General features: G+C 71.9%; 12 protein-coding genes, 1 tRNA gene and 1 pseudogene. 5 read left to right on the top strand and 9 right to left on the bottom strand.

The window, feature by feature from the left end; genetic code table 11:
* The gene (locus J7E93_RS12890; RefSeq protein ID WP_215068669.1) at positions 1-471 is read right to left on the bottom strand and encodes a hypothetical protein; all 471 of its coding nucleotides are present in this window, start codon (positions 469-471) and stop codon (positions 1-3) included.
* A 358-nt stretch (positions 472-829) separates the two neighbouring features.
* Here J7E93_RS12890 and J7E93_RS12885 point away from each other — a divergent pair, with 358 nt between their 5' ends.
* From J7E93_RS12885 to J7E93_RS12875, 3 genes are all read left to right on the top strand, one after another.
* Complete coding sequence (locus tag J7E93_RS12885) at positions 830-1,516, top strand: DUF317 domain-containing protein (RefSeq protein ID WP_215068668.1); 687 nt, start codon at positions 830-832, stop codon at positions 1,514-1,516.
* Between the two features lie 122 nt (positions 1,517-1,638).
* On the top strand, positions 1,639-2,082 hold the full coding sequence (locus J7E93_RS12880; RefSeq protein WP_251066466.1) for a hypothetical protein: 444 nt from the start codon (positions 1,639-1,641) through the stop codon (positions 2,080-2,082).
* A 103-nt stretch (positions 2,083-2,185) separates the two neighbouring features.
* Positions 2,186-2,884: a hypothetical protein gene (locus J7E93_RS12875; protein ID WP_215068666.1), complete on the top strand. Its 699-nt coding sequence runs from the start codon at positions 2,186-2,188 to the stop codon at positions 2,882-2,884.
* Between the two features lie 255 nt (positions 2,885-3,139).
* On the opposite strand, the gene J7E93_RS12870 is transcribed toward J7E93_RS12875, so the two are convergent.
* The 4 genes and pseudogenes from J7E93_RS12870 to J7E93_RS12855 form a co-directional block, all read right to left on the bottom strand.
* Positions 3,140-4,858, bottom strand: coding sequence for a relaxase/mobilization nuclease domain-containing protein (locus J7E93_RS12870; RefSeq protein WP_215068664.1), 1,719 nt, complete (start codon positions 4,856-4,858; stop codon positions 3,140-3,142).
* The gene (gene mobC / locus J7E93_RS12865) at positions 4,855-5,508 is read right to left on the bottom strand and encodes a plasmid mobilization relaxosome protein MobC (RefSeq protein WP_215068769.1); all 654 of its coding nucleotides are present in this window, start codon (positions 5,506-5,508) and stop codon (positions 4,855-4,857) included. The genes J7E93_RS12870 and mobC overlap by 4 nt, the downstream gene beginning before the upstream one ends.
* A gap of 187 nt (positions 5,509-5,695) precedes the next feature.
* A complete protein-coding gene (locus J7E93_RS12860; RefSeq protein ID WP_215068662.1) occupies positions 5,696-6,562 on the bottom strand; it encodes a DUF2637 domain-containing protein in 867 nt (288 codons plus the stop codon).
* A gap of 397 nt (positions 6,563-6,959) precedes the next feature.
* Positions 6,960-7,559 (bottom strand): annotated as a pseudogene (locus J7E93_RS12855) (DUF3631 domain-containing protein); the annotation flags it as partial.
* Positions 7,560-7,648: 89 nt separating this feature from the next.
* Between J7E93_RS12855 and J7E93_RS37015 the strand changes: the two are divergent.
* Both J7E93_RS37015 and J7E93_RS12845 read left to right on the top strand, forming a co-directional pair.
* Complete coding sequence (locus J7E93_RS37015; RefSeq protein WP_251066464.1) at positions 7,649-7,786, top strand: hypothetical protein; 138 nt, start codon at positions 7,649-7,651, stop codon at positions 7,784-7,786.
* The gene (locus J7E93_RS12845) at positions 7,783-9,387 is read left to right on the top strand and encodes a site-specific integrase (RefSeq protein WP_215068660.1); all 1,605 of its coding nucleotides are present in this window, start codon (positions 7,783-7,785) and stop codon (positions 9,385-9,387) included. Before J7E93_RS37015 ends, J7E93_RS12845 begins: the two co-directional genes overlap by 4 nt.
* Positions 9,388-9,515: 128 nt before the next feature.
* On the opposite strand, the gene J7E93_RS12840 is transcribed toward J7E93_RS12845, so the two are convergent.
* The 4 genes from J7E93_RS12840 to tmk all read right to left on the bottom strand — a co-directional run bounded on the left by J7E93_RS12840 (position 9,516) and on the right by tmk (position 16,080).
* Positions 9,516-9,589, bottom strand: a tRNA-Thr gene (locus tag J7E93_RS12840).
* A gap of 97 nt (positions 9,590-9,686) precedes the next feature.
* Positions 9,687-11,240, bottom strand: coding sequence for an alpha/beta hydrolase (locus J7E93_RS12835; RefSeq protein WP_215068659.1), 1,554 nt, complete (start codon positions 11,238-11,240; stop codon positions 9,687-9,689).
* A gap of 85 nt (positions 11,241-11,325) precedes the next feature.
* Positions 11,326-12,528 carry a DNA polymerase III subunit delta' gene (locus J7E93_RS12830; RefSeq protein ID WP_215068657.1) on the bottom strand — a complete coding sequence of 401 codons (1,203 nt, stop codon included), beginning with the start codon at positions 12,526-12,528 and terminating at the stop codon, positions 11,326-11,328.
* Positions 12,529-12,828: 300 nt separating this feature from the next.
* Entirely contained in the window at positions 12,829-16,080 is a 3,252-nt protein-coding gene (gene tmk / locus J7E93_RS12825; RefSeq protein WP_215068656.1) for a dTMP kinase, read from the bottom strand.
* Positions 16,081-16,252: the final 172 nt, after the last annotated feature.

Below are 16,252 nucleotides of genomic sequence, written 5' to 3'. Positions count from 1 at the left end.
TCAGCTGGTTTCTGCCGCCTCCGCTATGAGGCGGGCCCGCTTCTCGGCACGCGGTTCGGCTTTCCAGTCGGGCAGGAACGCCGACAGACCTGGGTCGCTTTCGATCTTCTGTTGAGTGGACCGCGTGCCTTCGTCGATGAGCGCGTCCCACTTCTCCGTGGCGAGCTCGACGCGGCAGGGCAAGTCCTTGATGATCTTCTCGTCCAGGGTCAGGTAGTTCGACGCACGCCCCCTGGCGCCACGGGCCGCAGGCACGTACGCGTCGGTGCCGGCTTGGTCGGGAAGCAGGGAGATGAGGACCGCGTCCCCGTCCTCGGCGATCCTTCGGGCCGCCTTGTTGGCTGCCGAGATCTCTGCCTTGGAGGGATCCCGTTCCAGCATCTCGATCAGGGTGCTGCGGATGCTCACCGTCTTCCGGCTGGCCAGCGCAGTCTGCAGGCCCTGGCGGAAGGTCTGCGTCATCGACGTCATAGCGGCGATTGTTGCGAATGGCTGCCCCAAGGCCACGCGTTTGAGGGCGGCGCTCGGTGTGTGTTCCCCCGTACGGCAGACGCACGGGGCGTGGTCCCAGCGTGCTCACGCCTCACGAATAGGTTCGCTGTCACAAAGGACGAAACTGCTGGGTTCACTGTCAGTCGCATCGATCGAATGGCCCAGGGAGAGCAAGTTCGCCGGGGGCAGACAGGAAAGATCCCGCAAGGGCTGGTGTGCTGCTGCAAACCATGCCAACGTACAACGCCCTGAGGAAGACCTTCCCTCTGATCCCACGGAGGCGCCCCTGCACCCGCACCACCCCAGCGAACCCTCCCATCCCAACTCGCCAGACCCGGTGTACTGGGTCACCCCGCGCCATCTGGCGGGTGACGACGGGGCCCTCGCCGAACGGATCGGCGACACCCTGGCTGGCCTCGGCTGGCGCATGTGGCCTACCTCCCGCCACACCCTGCTGTACGTCAGCCCAGATGAGCTGCGCGGTGCCGAATGGACCCTCGCGGCCTACCCGTTCGAACTGGGCGGCCTCCCGGTTGCCTGGCAGCTGAGCGCCCGCCAGGATGCCACCTCCGTGGTGCCTGCGTGGAACGCGTATTTCACGGCCGGCGTCCCGTACGAAGCGCTCGCCGATCTCCTCGTGGCGATCGACACCCGCGAGGCGCCCGACGTCGGCTTCGAGGCGCCGGGGACGGTTCTCAACGCACTGAGTGCCCGAGGCTGGATCCGCGACGTGGACCGCCCCCGCACCACCGCCACGGACCCCGGATTCTCCTGCAGCGTCTCCTTGGAGATGCTGCCGCCACTCATCCAAGACGCCGACCCGCGCCCCGACCTGGTGGGCTGGCAGGCATGGGCGGAACCCGTCGTCAGCGCCCCCTATCTGTGGTGTGCCAGCTTCAGCGCCAGCGTCCCCCACGAGCTGGTGGCGGCATTCGCCTCCTCGCTCGCGTCACCGGTCCCGGTGCCCCGCCGAACCGTCCCTGCGAGCGCCGAAGGGCGGCTCACCGTCCTCCGCTGCAGCTGACGGTGCCTGCCCAGAGGAGCCGCTGTCGTAAGCGGCTCGTTGCCGATCTCCCGAGTGGCAACAGCTCAGACGAGGCGCGCCACCGCGCCCGCCAGATGACAGAGAAGGAGAGTGCCTTGTTCTTGTTCCGACGCGCTCGCGAGGACCGCGAGTTCCGTGAAGCCCAGCGTGCGGGTCACGCGCTGCTCCTGCAGCTGCAGGCCACGATGCCGTGGCCCGACTTCCCCGAGCCGACCCCACAAGCCCCCGCCCCAGGGGAAGAGGTTGTGCCCGACTTCCTGCCGCCGGAACTGCGGGTGCCGTCGCGCCAGGAGGTGGCCGGGGTGATGATGCGCTGGCTGCAGCCGCTCGTCGTCGACGGCGAGGTCCGTACGTGCCCCGAGTGCGGCGCGTACCGGGACTGGATCGTCTTCTGCACGCGGGACGACTCGATATGGCTGCGCTGCCGGGCGAGCCACGAGACGAAGGAGCCCGGCCTGGATGCGGTCTGGTTCAACCGCCACTCCGGTCCCGTCGACCAGTTCCACTCCACTCTCGAAGAGGGCCTGCGCCACCTCGGCCATTGACCTCCCGAAACCCCCACTCCCCTTCGCACCGCCGGCGCCCGGAGGGCCGGCCTGGTCAGACCGTCCGCTACGCAGGCCACAACAGGCCAAAAAGGGGTTTCCGATGCGCCTTCACGCCACGACCGTCCTCAGCCTCAGCGCCCTCGCTATCTTGGCCCTGGCGGGCTGTTCCGACGGCAGCGCCGCCGCTTCCGGTCCGATGTCCTCCCCGACCGTCCCGGTGCACCCGGACGGCGAGAGTGCCCCGGCGCTCGCCTCACTGTCCTCGACCGCGCTGGCCAAGCTCCTCTTGGACGAGAGCGACCTCGGCGGGGGCTACACCCGCACGCCACAGCGCCCCGCGGCGCACGACGACGTGGCTGTGGTGGGCTGCCCGGCCATGGAGAAACTCGGCGGCGACACCGCGACCGGCACAAGCCTCGCCTTCCCCCGCAAGGCGAAGGCGTCCTTCGCCTACGCCGGCGGCAGCAACTCCGAGCTGGCCGAGGAGCTGTACAGCGACAGCGCGGCGAAGCTGTCCAAGGGCATTGGGGAGATCTTCGATGCGATGGTCTCCTGCCCCACGTACCAGGTGGTGTCGGGCAACACCGTCGTCACGGTGGGCACGCAGGTGACGCCCGCCCCCGACCTGGGCAACGAGCAGTGGAGCCAGCTGCTCACCTATTCGATCGGTGGGCAGCGCAGCGTCGTCAAGCAGACGGCGATCCGAATCGGCAACGTCCTTGTGCTCGTCTCGGGCGCGCCGGGACTTGTGGACGCCAACCTGGAGAAGGCGCTCGACAAGGCGCAGGCAGCCTTGTGACCTCCCTGTCGGCGTCGTGCGGCGCCGGCGCGCATGACTTTGTCGCCGTGTTCGCCGATTCCCTCAGTTCCAGTGCACCGGTGCTGCGCCGGGTGCTGTCGGAGGGCACATTCGACCGACTCCTGGACGCTCCAGCAGTTCCAGGGCCTCCCACGCGGTGAAGCCGGGCCTCCCAGTTGGGGGAGCCCGGCTTCGTGCTGCGGTGCCTTGTTCTGGCGTCTCCCAGCGCGTCACCGCACGCATCTGAGATCGAGATCAGCGCCGTCGTGCCTGTGACGGCTGCGGGGCCGGGGCGGCTGCTGCCGTGTGCTCTGGAGCGTCGGGGCGCCGTGCCGCGCTGTCGGCCCAGGCTGGGCTGTGGGCTTGTGCTGCGCGGGCCTGTGCGCTGGGTGCCGGCCTTTCGCTGAGGCGTTGGATGCGCCAGGCCAGGACCCGGGCGGGGCGGCGCGCGTCGTTCAGGGCGCGCTGGTCGGTGACCTGCTGGAGGAGCTGTTCCGGGTCGTGTCCGGCTGCTTCTGCCTCGGAGAGGGCGGTGGTGAGAGCCGCGAAAGCGGGGTCTTCGATGATCTGCTCCGCGTGCTCGGGCACGACTTGGCGTAGGCGGCGGATCTGCCGTTCCACGGCCTGCTGGGGTGGCTGGCGCTGCGCGAGGGAGGCCAGGGGTGCGGCTGCGGCTTGGTCGTAGGCGGCCTGGAGGTGGAGCAGGGTCTGGTGGGCGGCGGCGACCTGCTGGTCGTGGTGGCGGAGCTGGTGCCAGCGGGCAGCGGCAACGACCACGAGGATCGCCGCGTCTAGGAACATCGCCAGGGCGGCGCCGTCCTTGGGGGCGGGCTCGCGGAGCATGGCGCGTACGGCGCCGCGTAGGGCGCGGGCGTGGTGGTGTTCGGCCCGGATGCGAGAGCGGGTGGCGCGCTCGAACTCGGTCGCTGCCTCTCGGAGTTGGGGGCGTAGGGGCTGGGGGGCGAGGAGGGGGAGGGCGTCGAGGGCTTCACCGAAGGCGGCGAGGTGGGCCTGGGAGGCTTCGTCGTCCGTCTGGTCGAGGTGGTGGGGGATGCGTTCGGCGGCGGCGGTGGCCTGGTGCCAGGGGTTGAGCCTGCGCCGGCCTGGCTTGTCAGCGGATTGTGGGTCAATGCTCTCCAGGCGCTTTTGGATCTTTGGGAAGGAGAGGTCCGGGGCGAGTTCGGAGCCGGAGAACCAGACGGGCTCATTGTCGGCGGTGGTGGTGTCTTCTCTGGCGACCTTGTAGCCGCGCACGTCACCCGAGGGGAAGTGGACGACCTCCACGAGCACGCCGTCGAGGTGGTTGAGCAGGTGGACGAACTCCTCCACGCTGGTGGCGGCGGCCACAGCGGTGCGCACGGTGGCGCGCAGACGTTCGCGGGCAGGCTTCTCCTGGCCGGCGCGGCGGGCCTTCTCCTGCTCGGCACGGGTGGTCCGCTTCGCGGCGGTGCGGTCACCGCGTACGACTTGGAGCAGGCCGTATTCCTTCTCGATGGCGGCGAGTTCGCGGTCGGCGGTGTGGTAGTCGTTCCAGTGGCGTGCGGTGCGTAGATCCGCCCGGACCTTGGTGGCGGCGATGTGGATGTGGTCGGGGGCGTGGCGGACGGCGACCCAGCGGCATCCGTCCGAATCGCCTTGCGGTGCTATGCCGGTGGCCGTCACAACGCGGCGGGCGATGTCGGCCCACTCCTCGTCGCTGAGGATGCGGTCACTCTCGGCGGCTCGGATCGAGCAGTGCCACACGTGCTGCTCGGGCGCGCGGCCGAGCCTCCGGGCCTGCTTGACGTGCAGGTCCAGGTCGGCCACGAGGAGCTTCCTGGTGGCGTCGAAGTCGTCGGCGTGGCCGGGGTCGGGGGCGAAGCCGTCCCAGGAGGCGACCAGATGGGGGTCGGTGTGATCCTTGGCCTTCTTCGTGTCGAACAGGTACCGGATCAGTCCGGCGGTTTCCTTGCCGCTGCGGATCTTCGCGATCATCGGGCGGCCTTCTTGGTGACGGCCTGGTTCGCGGCTGCCGCGATGTGGCGGACGGTGGCGCCGACCGCGGTTAGGGTGCGTTCGGCCTGGGTCAGGAGCGCGGTATCCCCAGGTTGTGGACGGCCGCCGGAGTTGAGCTTCTTGGCGATCTGGTTGATGTTGTGGCCGATCTTGGCAACCTCGCCCCGCAGGGCGGTCAGCTCGTCGATGTAATCGTCGAGCAGGGTGCGCTGGCCTGGCAGGGCGAGGTCGCCCTGAACGTGGGCCATGACGACAGCGCCGACATAGTGGGCGCCGGCGATGTTCAGCGACCGCGCCATGGCGAGGATCTCGGTCTTCTCGTCGACGCTGTAGCGGGCATCGACACGCTCCTTGCGCTGGCCGTTCGGGTCAGGCTTGCGGCGTCGGGCGACACGGTGCAGTGCGGCGGCTTCGGCGGCGCGCGGCAGCTGGGCGGCGACGGTGTCGGCGATCTGTTCCTCCTCGGGTGCCCCCTGGCGCCCGAGGTCCTCCGCCACCCCCGGGGCGGAGGCTTCCCCATTGCGGCCGTCCTTGGACGGTCCAGCGGGATACCTTGCTGGCGCACTGGTGGCTGGGGTAGTGGTCATCTCCTTCTGGTGCGATGGGGGTTCGTGGTGCTGGTTGTGCATGAGGTGGTTCTCCATGGGGTGTTGATGGCTGGTCAGTGACCGGTCGACCTCGTCCCATACCTGTCAGGGCGAGGACGGGTGGAGCGGCGGTGTCGGGTTGACTCGTTGCGGTGCGGTCGCTCGTCCCCGCGGACCTGCGCGGGGACGAGCGATGCGAGTTGCACCGGAGCGATGGGAGCGCGGGGGCTCAGGGAGCGCCGGCGGGGGTCATGTCGAGGTCGTCCTGCCGCTGAGAGGCGGCCTCATCGAGTTCGGCTTGCAGGACGTCCTTGAGCTTTTCCGCGTCGGCCCTGCCGATCGGGAGGCCCTTGCCGCGGATCGTCGCTTCGATGTGGCGGCGCGAGGCACGGTCTCCGCGTCCCAGTGGCGCGGTACGGGCAATCGCGAGGTACTCGTCGGACACAGCGCGGGGCTTCTGGTCTTCCGGCTCGGCGGAAGACTGCGGGGTTTCCGTCATAGTGGCGGGGCCCTGCGCCACCTCGGCAGCACCCCGAGCCACGTCGGCCTGACCGTCCGCCACGTCGAGACCGGCTGGCTGCGGGAGACCGTTGTGGCGTTCGGTGGCGTCGGGTGGGTCGGCGACGAGCTGGTGGATCTGCCGCATCAGGACGCCGAAGGCCAGAAGCGCGGCTGTCGGGGGAACCGCGGCGACCACGTAGTCGAGGAAAGGCACGGCGCTGGCGTTGCCTGTGCCGCTGACCCCGGCCACGTTGAGGGCGATGGAACCGATCGATCCGGTGGCGGTGAGGGCGATGGCCCAGCCGTCGGCAACGCGGCGCAGACCCGCGCGGAGCATGAGGAGTTCGCCCGCGACGATGAAGGCGTCCAGGGTCGCGGGCCAGGCCCACTGGCGGACCGGGGAGTTCTTGAGGCCGTGCTGTCCGGCGACCTCTGCGAGGTGCGCGTACGACAGCCAGAATCCGCCGGCGGTGAGCGCCACGATGACAACGCCCGCCGCGACGAGCGCGTACCGCTCAGCAGCCTGCTTGCTCGTCATCGGCCGTCCTTCGCCAGGGCGACGGTCCCGGTGGGTGGGTGTGGAGAGGGTGGTCAAGCGGGGTTCTCCTGGGGTGGTGTGGCGTGGTCCGTCTTTGCCGTCCCGGCCGTTGCAAGCGCAGGTCAGGGCCGGTACGGCAGGGGGGGCGGTGTTCCGTCTTGGCCGACGGCGGCGCGTCCTGGGGGCACGCACGCGCGGCGAGTGCTGCGCTTCGGTGGCCGCGGACGGATCGCATCCGTCTTGCCGTCCCGGCCGCATGTGCTGTGACCTGCGGTGATACGGCGGGGACGTCCGGGACGGCACAAGACGGATGTGGGCGGCGTCCCGGCGGGCGGCAACGTCGGTCGTGATCGTGTTGCCGTCCTGGCCCCGGTTGCCGTCTTGCCTGCATATCGTTTGACCTGCGGGATTACGGCAGGGACGGCAAGGACGGCAACCGGGGACTGGGTGGGTCTCAGCCCTCGCTGCGCCCGGGGCCGGTGTCGACCGGGTGGACGGTCGGGCAGTAGCGCCGCCATGCGTCGAGGAACTTGTTGCGCGTGTAGCCCTTGCGCTGGGTGCCGTCGGCGAGGCGGACGTTGCCGGGCCTGATGTCGAAGGCGCGCAGCAGCGAGCCGAGCTCACGCGGGCCCAGTCCCTTGCGCCCCCACTCCGCCCACGGGCCTTCCAGGTCCTGGCGCAGGTGGTGCAGGAGTTCGTCGGTGGAGAGGCTGTCGACCTCGCGCTGGGCTACGAAGACCCGGCGGATGTCGGCCAGGATCCGCGCTGAGCTGGGGTGGTCCTCCTCGGCCTCCGCTTCGGCCGTCACCATCTGCGCGCACGCCGCGCGGGCGAGGCGTGGCCAGGGGCCGGCGGCGAGGTCGGCGACGATCACCAGGGGTTCCCAGGTGTCGGCGGCGCGGTCCTCCACCGGCATCGCCGGTTCCAGGTCGGCGGCCTCGTCGAGCTGCGGCCGGGCCCATGCGGCGATGCGGTCGCGCAGGTCGTGAGGGGCCGGGGTGTCGCGGCGGGAGCGGAAGGGCTTCACGCTCTCGCCCTCGGCCCGGCGGCGCAGAGAAACACGAGCGCTGGAAGGCCGAGACGGCACCCAACCAGGCCGAACGCGAGGAAGCCGCACTCGCCCAAGCCGACTACGCCGAAAGGGTGTTGGAAGCCAAGTACCGGCTCCGCAGCGCCCGCGCCTTCATCCACGAAGACGGCGGCACACCACCGCACCTGCCACCAGAACTCGCCGACGTCGACCCACCCGTCGGCAACACCGATGAGGAGAATGATCTTTGAAGGGTTCCACCCACCGCCGCTGCTACTGCCGCGACCCACACACTGGGAAGCCGCTCGGTAAGCAGTGCCCGAAGCTCTCCAGCCGCAAGCACGGCTCGTACTCCATACGCCAGGAACTCCCGCCCCGCGAAGACGGCACCCGCCGCTCCTTCAGCCGCGCCGGCTACGAGAGCCTCAAGGCGGCCCAGGCCGACCTCGACCACATACGCGCGCTGCTCGGCCTCGCCGACACCGACGACCCCGAGGGCATGGCGCTGATCGCCGCCATGCTGGAAGAGGTCGGCGACGAGAAGTCGCCGCTGCCGGATGTCGAGGAGACCCGGCGGCGCCTGAAGTCCGGTCAGGACCTGATCGGCCGCCTGACCGTCGGCGAGTGGCTCGACCGGTGGCTCGACGGCAAGCGCATCCGCAAGTCGGGACTCAGCCGCTACGAGACCGATATCCGGTTCCATTTGAAGCCTCGGATCGGCCACCACCGCCTCGATCGGCTGCGCGTGAGCCATCTCAGCGAGATGTTCACGGCCATCTCCGACGGCAATGCCGAGATCCTGGAGCAGAACGCCCAGCGCCGTGCCGCGGTCGAGGAGCTGGCCACCGTGCCGTGGAAGGGCCTGGACAACCGCGCCCGCCGCAAGGTGATGAAGACAGCGATCGATGCCATGCCGCCGTTCCGGCGTGTGACCGGCCCGGCCACCCGGCTGCGCATCAAGGCCACGCTCCGGTCTGCGTTGAACGACGCGATCGGCCAGCAGATCCTCACCTTCAACCCGGCGGCGCATGTCGAGCTCGATCCTGTGCGCAAGCCGAAGGCCCTGGTGTGGACCGACGCGCGGGTCGCCAGGTGGGAGCAGACGGGCGAGAAGCCCTCCCCCGTCATGGTCTGGACGCCCGAACAGACCGGAGCGTTCCTCGACTTCCTTGCGGAGGACCGGCTGTACGCGATGTGGCACCTGATCGCCTTCCGCGGCCTGCGGCGGGGCGAGGCATGCGCGCAGCCCTGGTCGGAGACCAACCTCGATGACCACTCCCTGACCGTCTCCGCCCAGCTCGTCCAGGACGGGTGGGAGGTCGAGACCTCCGAGCCCAAGACGGACAGCGGCTTCCGCGTGGTCGCGCTCGACGACGACACCGTCAACGTCCTGAAGCGGCACCGCGAACAGCAGGACGCGGACCGCGAGGAGTGGGGATCAGCCTGGGTCGAGACCGGCATGGTCTTCACCCAGGAAGACGGCTCCTGGCTCCATCCGGGCAAGGTGACCGACCTCTTCGAGCGCCTCGTCGCCGCCTCCGGACTCCCGCCGATCCGGCTGCACGACCTCCGGCACGGGGCGGCCACGCTCATGCTCGCCGCCGGCATCGACGTGAAGATCGTGTCGGACACACTCGGGCACAGCGACACCCGCATTACGCGGGACATTTACCAGAGCGTTCTGCCGCAGGTCGGCAAGAACGCGGCCGAGGCCACCGCCAGGCTGGTCCCGCTTCAGCGGAAGACCGAGGCGGAGGAGGCCGCCCGTAAGGCCGCCAAGAAGGCGGCGGCCAAGGCGAAAGCCGAGGCTAGGGCCAAGAAGAAGGCCAAGCGGAAGAAGCCCAAGAAGTAGGGCACCGGACCGCTCCGCTCACGCATCGCTCACGCAAGCCATCTCGCGGCACCCCGGCCGCGTAACGCGTCATACCCCGAGCAACACAAAAGGCCAGGTCACGGGCTATGTGACCTGGCCTTTGCCGGAGCCGCCTTCGGGATTCGAACCCGAGACCTACGCATTACGAGTGCGTTGCTCTGGCCAACTGAGCTAAGGCGGCATGCCATGCGGTCCCATGGTGGGCGCAGCGGCGTCGCCAAGTCTACACAGTTTCCGAGGGTGCTCCTGACCACCCTCCCGAGGGCCCGCGCCACCCCTCACGTGCAGCGCTTGCCGTCCTTGGGGGCGGTGCCCTCCAGGAGGTAGGTGTTGATCGCGGTGTCGATGCAGTCGCTGCCCCTGCCGTACGCCGTGTGGCCGTCGCCCTCGTAGGTCAGCAGCGTGCCGGAGGCCAGCTGGTCGGCCAGGGACTGGGCCCACTTGTACGGGGTGGCCGGGTCGCGGGTGGTGCCGACCACGACGATCGGGGCGGCGCCCTCGGCGGTGATGCGGTGGGGGCGGCCGGTCGCGGGGGTCGGCCAGTAGGTGCAGTTCAAGGCGGCCCAGGCCAGGCCGGCGCCGAAGACCGGGGACGCCTTCTCGAAGGAGGGCACCGCCTTCTCCGCATCGGCGGGGCTCGCGAAGGAGGCCGGGGAGTCCAGGCAGTTCACGGCGGCGTTGGCGGACATCAGGTTCGCGTACGTGCCGTCCGGCTCGCGTTCGTAGTAGCTGTCGGCCAGGGCGAGCAGGCCCGAGCCCTCGCCTCCGATCGCCCGCGTCAGCGCCTCACGCAGCTGGGGCCAGGCCCCCTCGTCGTACATGGCGGCGATCACCCCGGTCGTGGCCAGGGACTCCCCCAGGTCGCGGCTCTCGCCGGTCGGCACCGGCTTGGCGTCGACGTCCCGGAAGAAGGTCTTCAGGTTCTCGGTGGCCGCGGCGACCGACTCCGTACCGAGCGGGCAGTCGGTCTTCTTCACACAGTCCGCCGCGAAGGCCCGGAAGGCCGTCTCGAAGCCGGCGGTCTGGTCGCGGTTGAGGTCGACCGCCGGCAGCGACGGGTCCATCGCCCCGTCCAGGACCAGCCGCCCGACACGGCCGGGGAACAGCTCGGCGTACGTGGCGCCGAGGAAGGTCCCGTACGACGCCCCCACGTAGTTTAGCTTCTCGTCGCCGAGCACCGCCCGCAGGACGTCCATGTCACGGGCCGTCTCCACCGTCGAGACGTGCGGAAGGATCTTCCCGGAGCGCTTCTCGCAGCCGGCCGCGAACTGCTGGAAGGAGGCCCTGAGCAGCGCCGTCTCCCGCTGGTCGTCCGGGGTCTGGTCGACCTGGGTGTACGCGTCCATCTGCGGGCCTGTCAGGCACTCGACGGGCTCGCTGCGGGCCACTCCGCGCGGGTCGACGGCCACCACGTCGTACCGGGCGCGGATGGGGGCCGGGTAGCCGATGCCCGCGTACCCCTGGAGGTAGCCGACGGCGGAGCCGCCGGGACCGCCGGGGTTGACCAGGAGCGAGCCGATGCGCTTGCCCGGACCCGTGGCCTTGGCCCGGGAGACGGCCAGCCGGATCTCCCCGGCGTCCGGCTTCGCGTAGTCGAGCGGCACGCGGAGGGTGGCGCACTGGAACGTGGGGACACCGCAGTCGCGCCAGGTGAGCTTCTGCGCGTAGTAGCCGCGCAGGGCGGGGTCGGGCGTCGGGGCCGTCGCCGGTTTCGCCTTCGTGGACGACGCCGGGGTCCCTGCGGCGTCGCTGCCGCTCGTGCAGCCGGAGAGGATCAGACCGGCAGCGGCGAGGGCCGTGGCGGACGTACGGAGCAAGCGCCTGGAGTCCATTCCGGGAGGGTATCCGGAGGGGTACATAAGGTGTCCAATCCGGCCCCGTCCCTGTGGACGGCCAGGAGACCTGCCGGGCGCGGCCTCAGTCGCGGAGGGACATCGTCATCGCCTCCACCGCCAGCAGCGGGGCGACGTTGCGGTCCAGTGCCTCGCGGCAGGCGAGCACCGCCTCGATCCGGCGCAGGGTCCGCTCGGGGGTGGTTTCCCGGGCGATCCGCTCCACCGAGTCCCGCACGTCCTCGTTGGCCAGCGGCGTCCGCGCCCGCAGCTGGAGGGTCAGTACATCGCGGTAGAAGCCGGTCAGGTCGGTCAGCGCGAGGTCGAGACTGTCGCGCTGGGTACGTGTCTTACGTCGCTTCTGCCGCTCCTCCAGCTCCTTCATGGCCCCTGCCGTGCCGCGCGGCATCCGCCCGCCCTGGCCCCCGCCGAGTGCGGCCTTCAGCTCGTCGGTCTCCTTGACGTCGATCTCGTCGGCGACCTGCTTGGCGTCCTCGCCGGCCGCGTCGATCAGCTCCTGGGCCGCCTTGAGGCAGCCGCCGACGTCGCCGACCCGCAGCGGCAGCTTGAGCACGACGGACCGGCGGGCACGGGCCCGCTCGTCGGTGGCCAGCCGACGGGCCCGGTCGATGTGGCCCTGGGTGGCGCGGGCGGCCGCCGCGGCGACCTGGGGCTCGATGCCGTCCCGGCGTACGAGCAGGTCGGCGACCGCGTCCACGGGGGGCGTCCGCAGGGTCAGGAGGCGGCAGCGGGAGCGGATGGTGGGCAGCACGTCCTCCAGGGAGGGCGCGCAGAGCAGCCAGACCGTTCGCGGAGCGGGCTCTTCCACCGCCTTCAGCAGGACGTTGCCCGCGCCCTCGGTGAGCCGGTCGGCGTCCTCTAGGACGATCACCTGCCAGCGGCCGACCGCGGGAGAGAGCTGGGCGCGCCGGACGAGCTCGCGGGTCTCCTTCACACCGATGGAGAGCAGGTCCGTGCGGATGACATCCACATCGGCGTGCGTCCCGACGAGGGCGGTGTGACAACCGTCGCAGAACCCGCATCCCGGCGCTCCGCCCAGCGCCCGGTCGGGGCTCACGCACTGCAGCGCGGCGGCGAAGGCACGCGCGGCGGTCGCCCGGCCGGAGCCCGGAGGGCCGGTAAAGAGCCAGGCGTGGGTCATCTTGGACGCCTCGGGGGCGGGGCCGCCGGCGGCGTGGGCGGTCACGAGCGCGTCGGCATCACGCGCGGCGGCGGCGAGCTGCTCCTGAACGCGCTCCTGTCCGACCAGGTCGTCCCATACGGCCATGTGCCCTCCTCAGGTACGCCCTCCATTGTGGAGCACCTGACTGACACCCCCGACTGCCCTCACCGGCCGACCCTTCGAGCCGGCACCCCGACCGTCAGCGCTGACCGGCAACGCCGACCGGCAGGGTTGACCGGCAGGGCTGACGGGCGTGTGACGCCACGCCACCGGCGCCGGACCGGCGGGCGGGCGGCCGGGCGAGGCAGCCAGGCCGGCGGATGGGCAGCCGGACCGGCGGGCCGGCGGGCGGCCAAAGCGTCCTCCCCAGGCCGCCGCGCCCCCAGCAGGCCTCGCCGCGCAGGCCTAGCCGCGACGGCGGCGGCGGTCGTCCTCGTCGTCGTGCGGGCCGAGCAGTTCGTCCGCCAGGGTCGGGAGGTCGTCGAGCGGGGTCTCCTCCGCCCAGTCGGAGCGGCGTCGCGGGCGGCCCTGCTCGTCGAGCTGGGGCAGCTCCCGCGTCCGGTCGCCGGAGCCGTCGGGCGCCTCGTCGCGGAAGAAGCCCGGAGGCACCCGGTCGACCGGATCGGCGCCCCGTACGGGCGGCAGCACCGCGGTCTCGTCGGCGTCCCGCACCGGCGGCAGAACCGCCGTCTCCTCCTCGGGCCGGAGGTCCTGCGGCCTGACGATCGGCGTGGGGACGGTGATCTCGTTCGGCGAGACCATCGGGACGGTCTGCGTCACGTCGTCGGGCGCCGCGCCCGACCCGTCCACACCCGACCCGTCCGCGCCCGACTTCACCGCGCCGGGCCTCGCCGTCGCGGGCCGCCCGTCCTCCGGCTTCACGATCGGCGTCGCGACGGTGACCTCGTTCGCCGACTCCTCCACGGCCTTCGCCACCTCAGCGGCCCTCGCGGCCTCCGCGGCCTCAGCGGCCCTGGTGGCCTCCGCGGCCCGCGCGGCTTCGGCCGCCCTGGCCGCAGCTGCGGCCTTCGCGGCGGCAGCCTCCTGAGCGGCCTTCTCCGCAGCCTCCGCCGCGGCCTTCCGCGCAGCCTCCTCCGCCGCCTTCGCCGCCGCGGCCTCGGCCAGCCGTCGCGCCTCCTCGGCACGCAGCAGCGCCTCCTCGGCCTTGCGCTGCTTCTCGCGGCGGCGCTCCTCCGCCTCCGCGCGCAGCCGGGCCTCCTCCTCGGCCTGCTTGCGGCGCCGTTCCTCTTCCTCGCGGCGGGCCTTCTCCTCGGCCTCGCGCCGCTTGCGCTCCTCCTCGGCGGCCAGCCGGGCCTCCTCGGCCCGCCGACGCGCCTCCTCCGCCTGCCGTTCGGCCTCGCGCTGCCGCGCCTCTTCCTCCTCGCGGCGCCTGCGCTCCTCCTCCTCGGCACGGAGCTTGGCGAGCTGCTCCTGGCGCTCGCGCTCCAGCCGCTCCTCCTCGGCCTTGCGCGCGGCCTCTTCCTCGGCGCGTCGCCGCGCCTCCTCCTCGGCCTTGCGCCGCGCCTCCTCCTGGGCCTTCACCTCGGCCTCGGACAGCGGCAGCATCCGGTCGAGCCGGTGGCGTACGACGGTGGTGACCGCCTCGGGCTCCTGGCCGGCGTCGACGACCAGGTAGCGGCCCGGGTCACCGGCGGCCAGGGCGAGGAAACCGGCCCGCACGCGCGCGTGGAACTCCGGCGGCTCCGACTCCAGCCGGTCCGGGGCCTCGGTGAACCGTTCCCTCGCGGTCTCCGGCGCGACGTCGAGCAGCACGGTCAGGTGCGGGACGAGCCCGCCCGTGGCCCAGCGGTTGATCCGGGCGATCTCGGTCGGGGAGAGGTCGCGTCCGGCGCCCTGGTAGGCCACGGACGAGTCGATGTACCGGTCCGAGATCACCACCGCGCCCCGCTCCAGGGCCGGCTTGACCAGGGAGTCGACGTGCTCGGCGCGGTCGGCGGCGTACAGCAGCGCCTCGGCGCGGTTCGAGAGCCCGGCCGACGACACGTCGAGCAGGATCGAACGCAGCCGCTTGCCGACCGGGGTCGCGCCCGGCTCGCGAGTGACGACGACCTCGTGGCCCTTGGCGCGGATCCACTCCGCGAGCGCCTCGACCTGGGTGGACTTGCCGGCGCCGTCGCCGCCCTCCAGGGCGATGAAGAAGCCGGTCGCGGAGGGCGCCTGGACGGGGTCGGCGCCCCGCAGCGCGTCCCGCAGATCACGGCGCAGCGGTACGCCGGCGCGGTCGTCCGTCTTGGCGAGGACGAGGGCGGCGACCGGCAGCAGCAGCGCGCCGACGAGCATCAGGGTGAAGGCGGCGCCGCCGTGGGCGAAGACGAAGCTGCCGGAGGCGAGGCGGTGCGGACCGATGGCGGCGGCGAGCAGCGGCGCGCCGAGCGCGCCCAGCGCCATGGCGACCCGGGCGACGGCCTGGAGATGCGCGGTGACGCGGGGGCGGCGGGCCTCCTCGGTCTCCTGGTCGATGAGGGTGTGCCCGGTGTTGGCGGCGACACCGCCCGCGTATCCGGCGAGTACGGCGAGGAACAGGACCGTCGCCGTGTCCGGCACCAGGCCCATCGCGAGCAGCGCGAGGCCGGTGAGGGTGATCGCGAGGGCGAGGAGCCGGCGTCGGGAGAGCGCGGTGAGCACGGAGCCGGCCGTGCGGATGCCGACGCCGGTGGCGCCGCTGAGCGCGAGGATCAGCAGCGCGAAGGCGACGGGGCCGCCACCGAGGTCGTGGGCGTGCAGGACGGCGACCGCCGCGGCGGCGGTGACGGCTCCGGCGACGGTGGCGCAGGCGAGGACGAGCAGCGGGACGACGCCCGTGCGGCCCTTCTCCCTCGTGGGGCGGCGCAGGCCCTCCAGGGGGGAACGCGGCCTCGGCGTCTGCCCGCCGGGCAGCTCGACGGCGTACAGGACGGAGAGGGACGCGGCGAACAGGCCGGCGGCGACGTAGGCGCCGAGGGCGGCCTGGTGCAGCGAGAACCAGTCGATGCCCGTACCGAGGAGGTTGCCGATCAGCGTGGCGACGAGGAGCACGGCGGCGGCGGCCGGGACCGCGAGGAATCCCGTGCGCAGGGACAGCCGGCGCAGCGCGTCCAGATGGTCCGGCAGGGGCCGCACGGTGGCGCCCTCCAGCGGTGGCGCGGGCAGCAGCGCGGGGGCCGCGCCCTCGCGGGCGACGGTCCACAGCCGCTCCGCCGCGCCCGTCACGAAGACGGTGCCGAGCAGGAACCACAGGGCCTTGTCCGGGGTCCAGTCGATCCACAGCGGCGCGACGACGAGCAGCGCGATCCGCAGGCCGTCGGCTCCGATCATGGTCCAGCGCCGGTCGAGCGGTCCGCCGGGCGCGGTCAGCGCGGTGAGCGGGCCGAGGAGTACGGCGCCGAAGAGCACGGAGGCCAGCAGTCGCGCGCCGACCACGGAGGCGACGGCGAACGCCGCTCCCCGGTAACCGCCGCCGAGGGCTCCCTCAGACACGGCGACCTGGTACCCCAGCAGCACCAGGACCAGGAGGGCGAGGGCGTCGCCGGCCCCCCCGACGAACTGCGCGCTCCACAACCGTCGAAGCGGCTGGTGGCGCAGAAGCGCGCGGACGGCACGCTCCCGGGAGTCTGCGACAAGGGCGGCATCGGAATCTGGCTGCTCTGCTCGCGTCATCCGTCCACCCTATCCGGACCCCCTCACTCCCCGTGGCCTCCACCCGAACAAACGTCGGGGGGGCGGAGACAACTGCCTCCGCCCCCCCACTCCGTGACTGGTGCTGCCGGTGGTGCGGCCCGCGCCACCGGTACCGGTACCGGCACGGCGACAGGGGCCGCGCTACCAGTAC

It is taken from the genome of Streptomyces sp. ISL-36 (assembly GCF_018614205.1).
Classification (GTDB): domain Bacteria; phylum Actinomycetota; class Actinomycetes; order Streptomycetales; family Streptomycetaceae; genus Streptomyces.
This window is presented reverse-complemented; position numbering and strand designations above follow the sequence as displayed.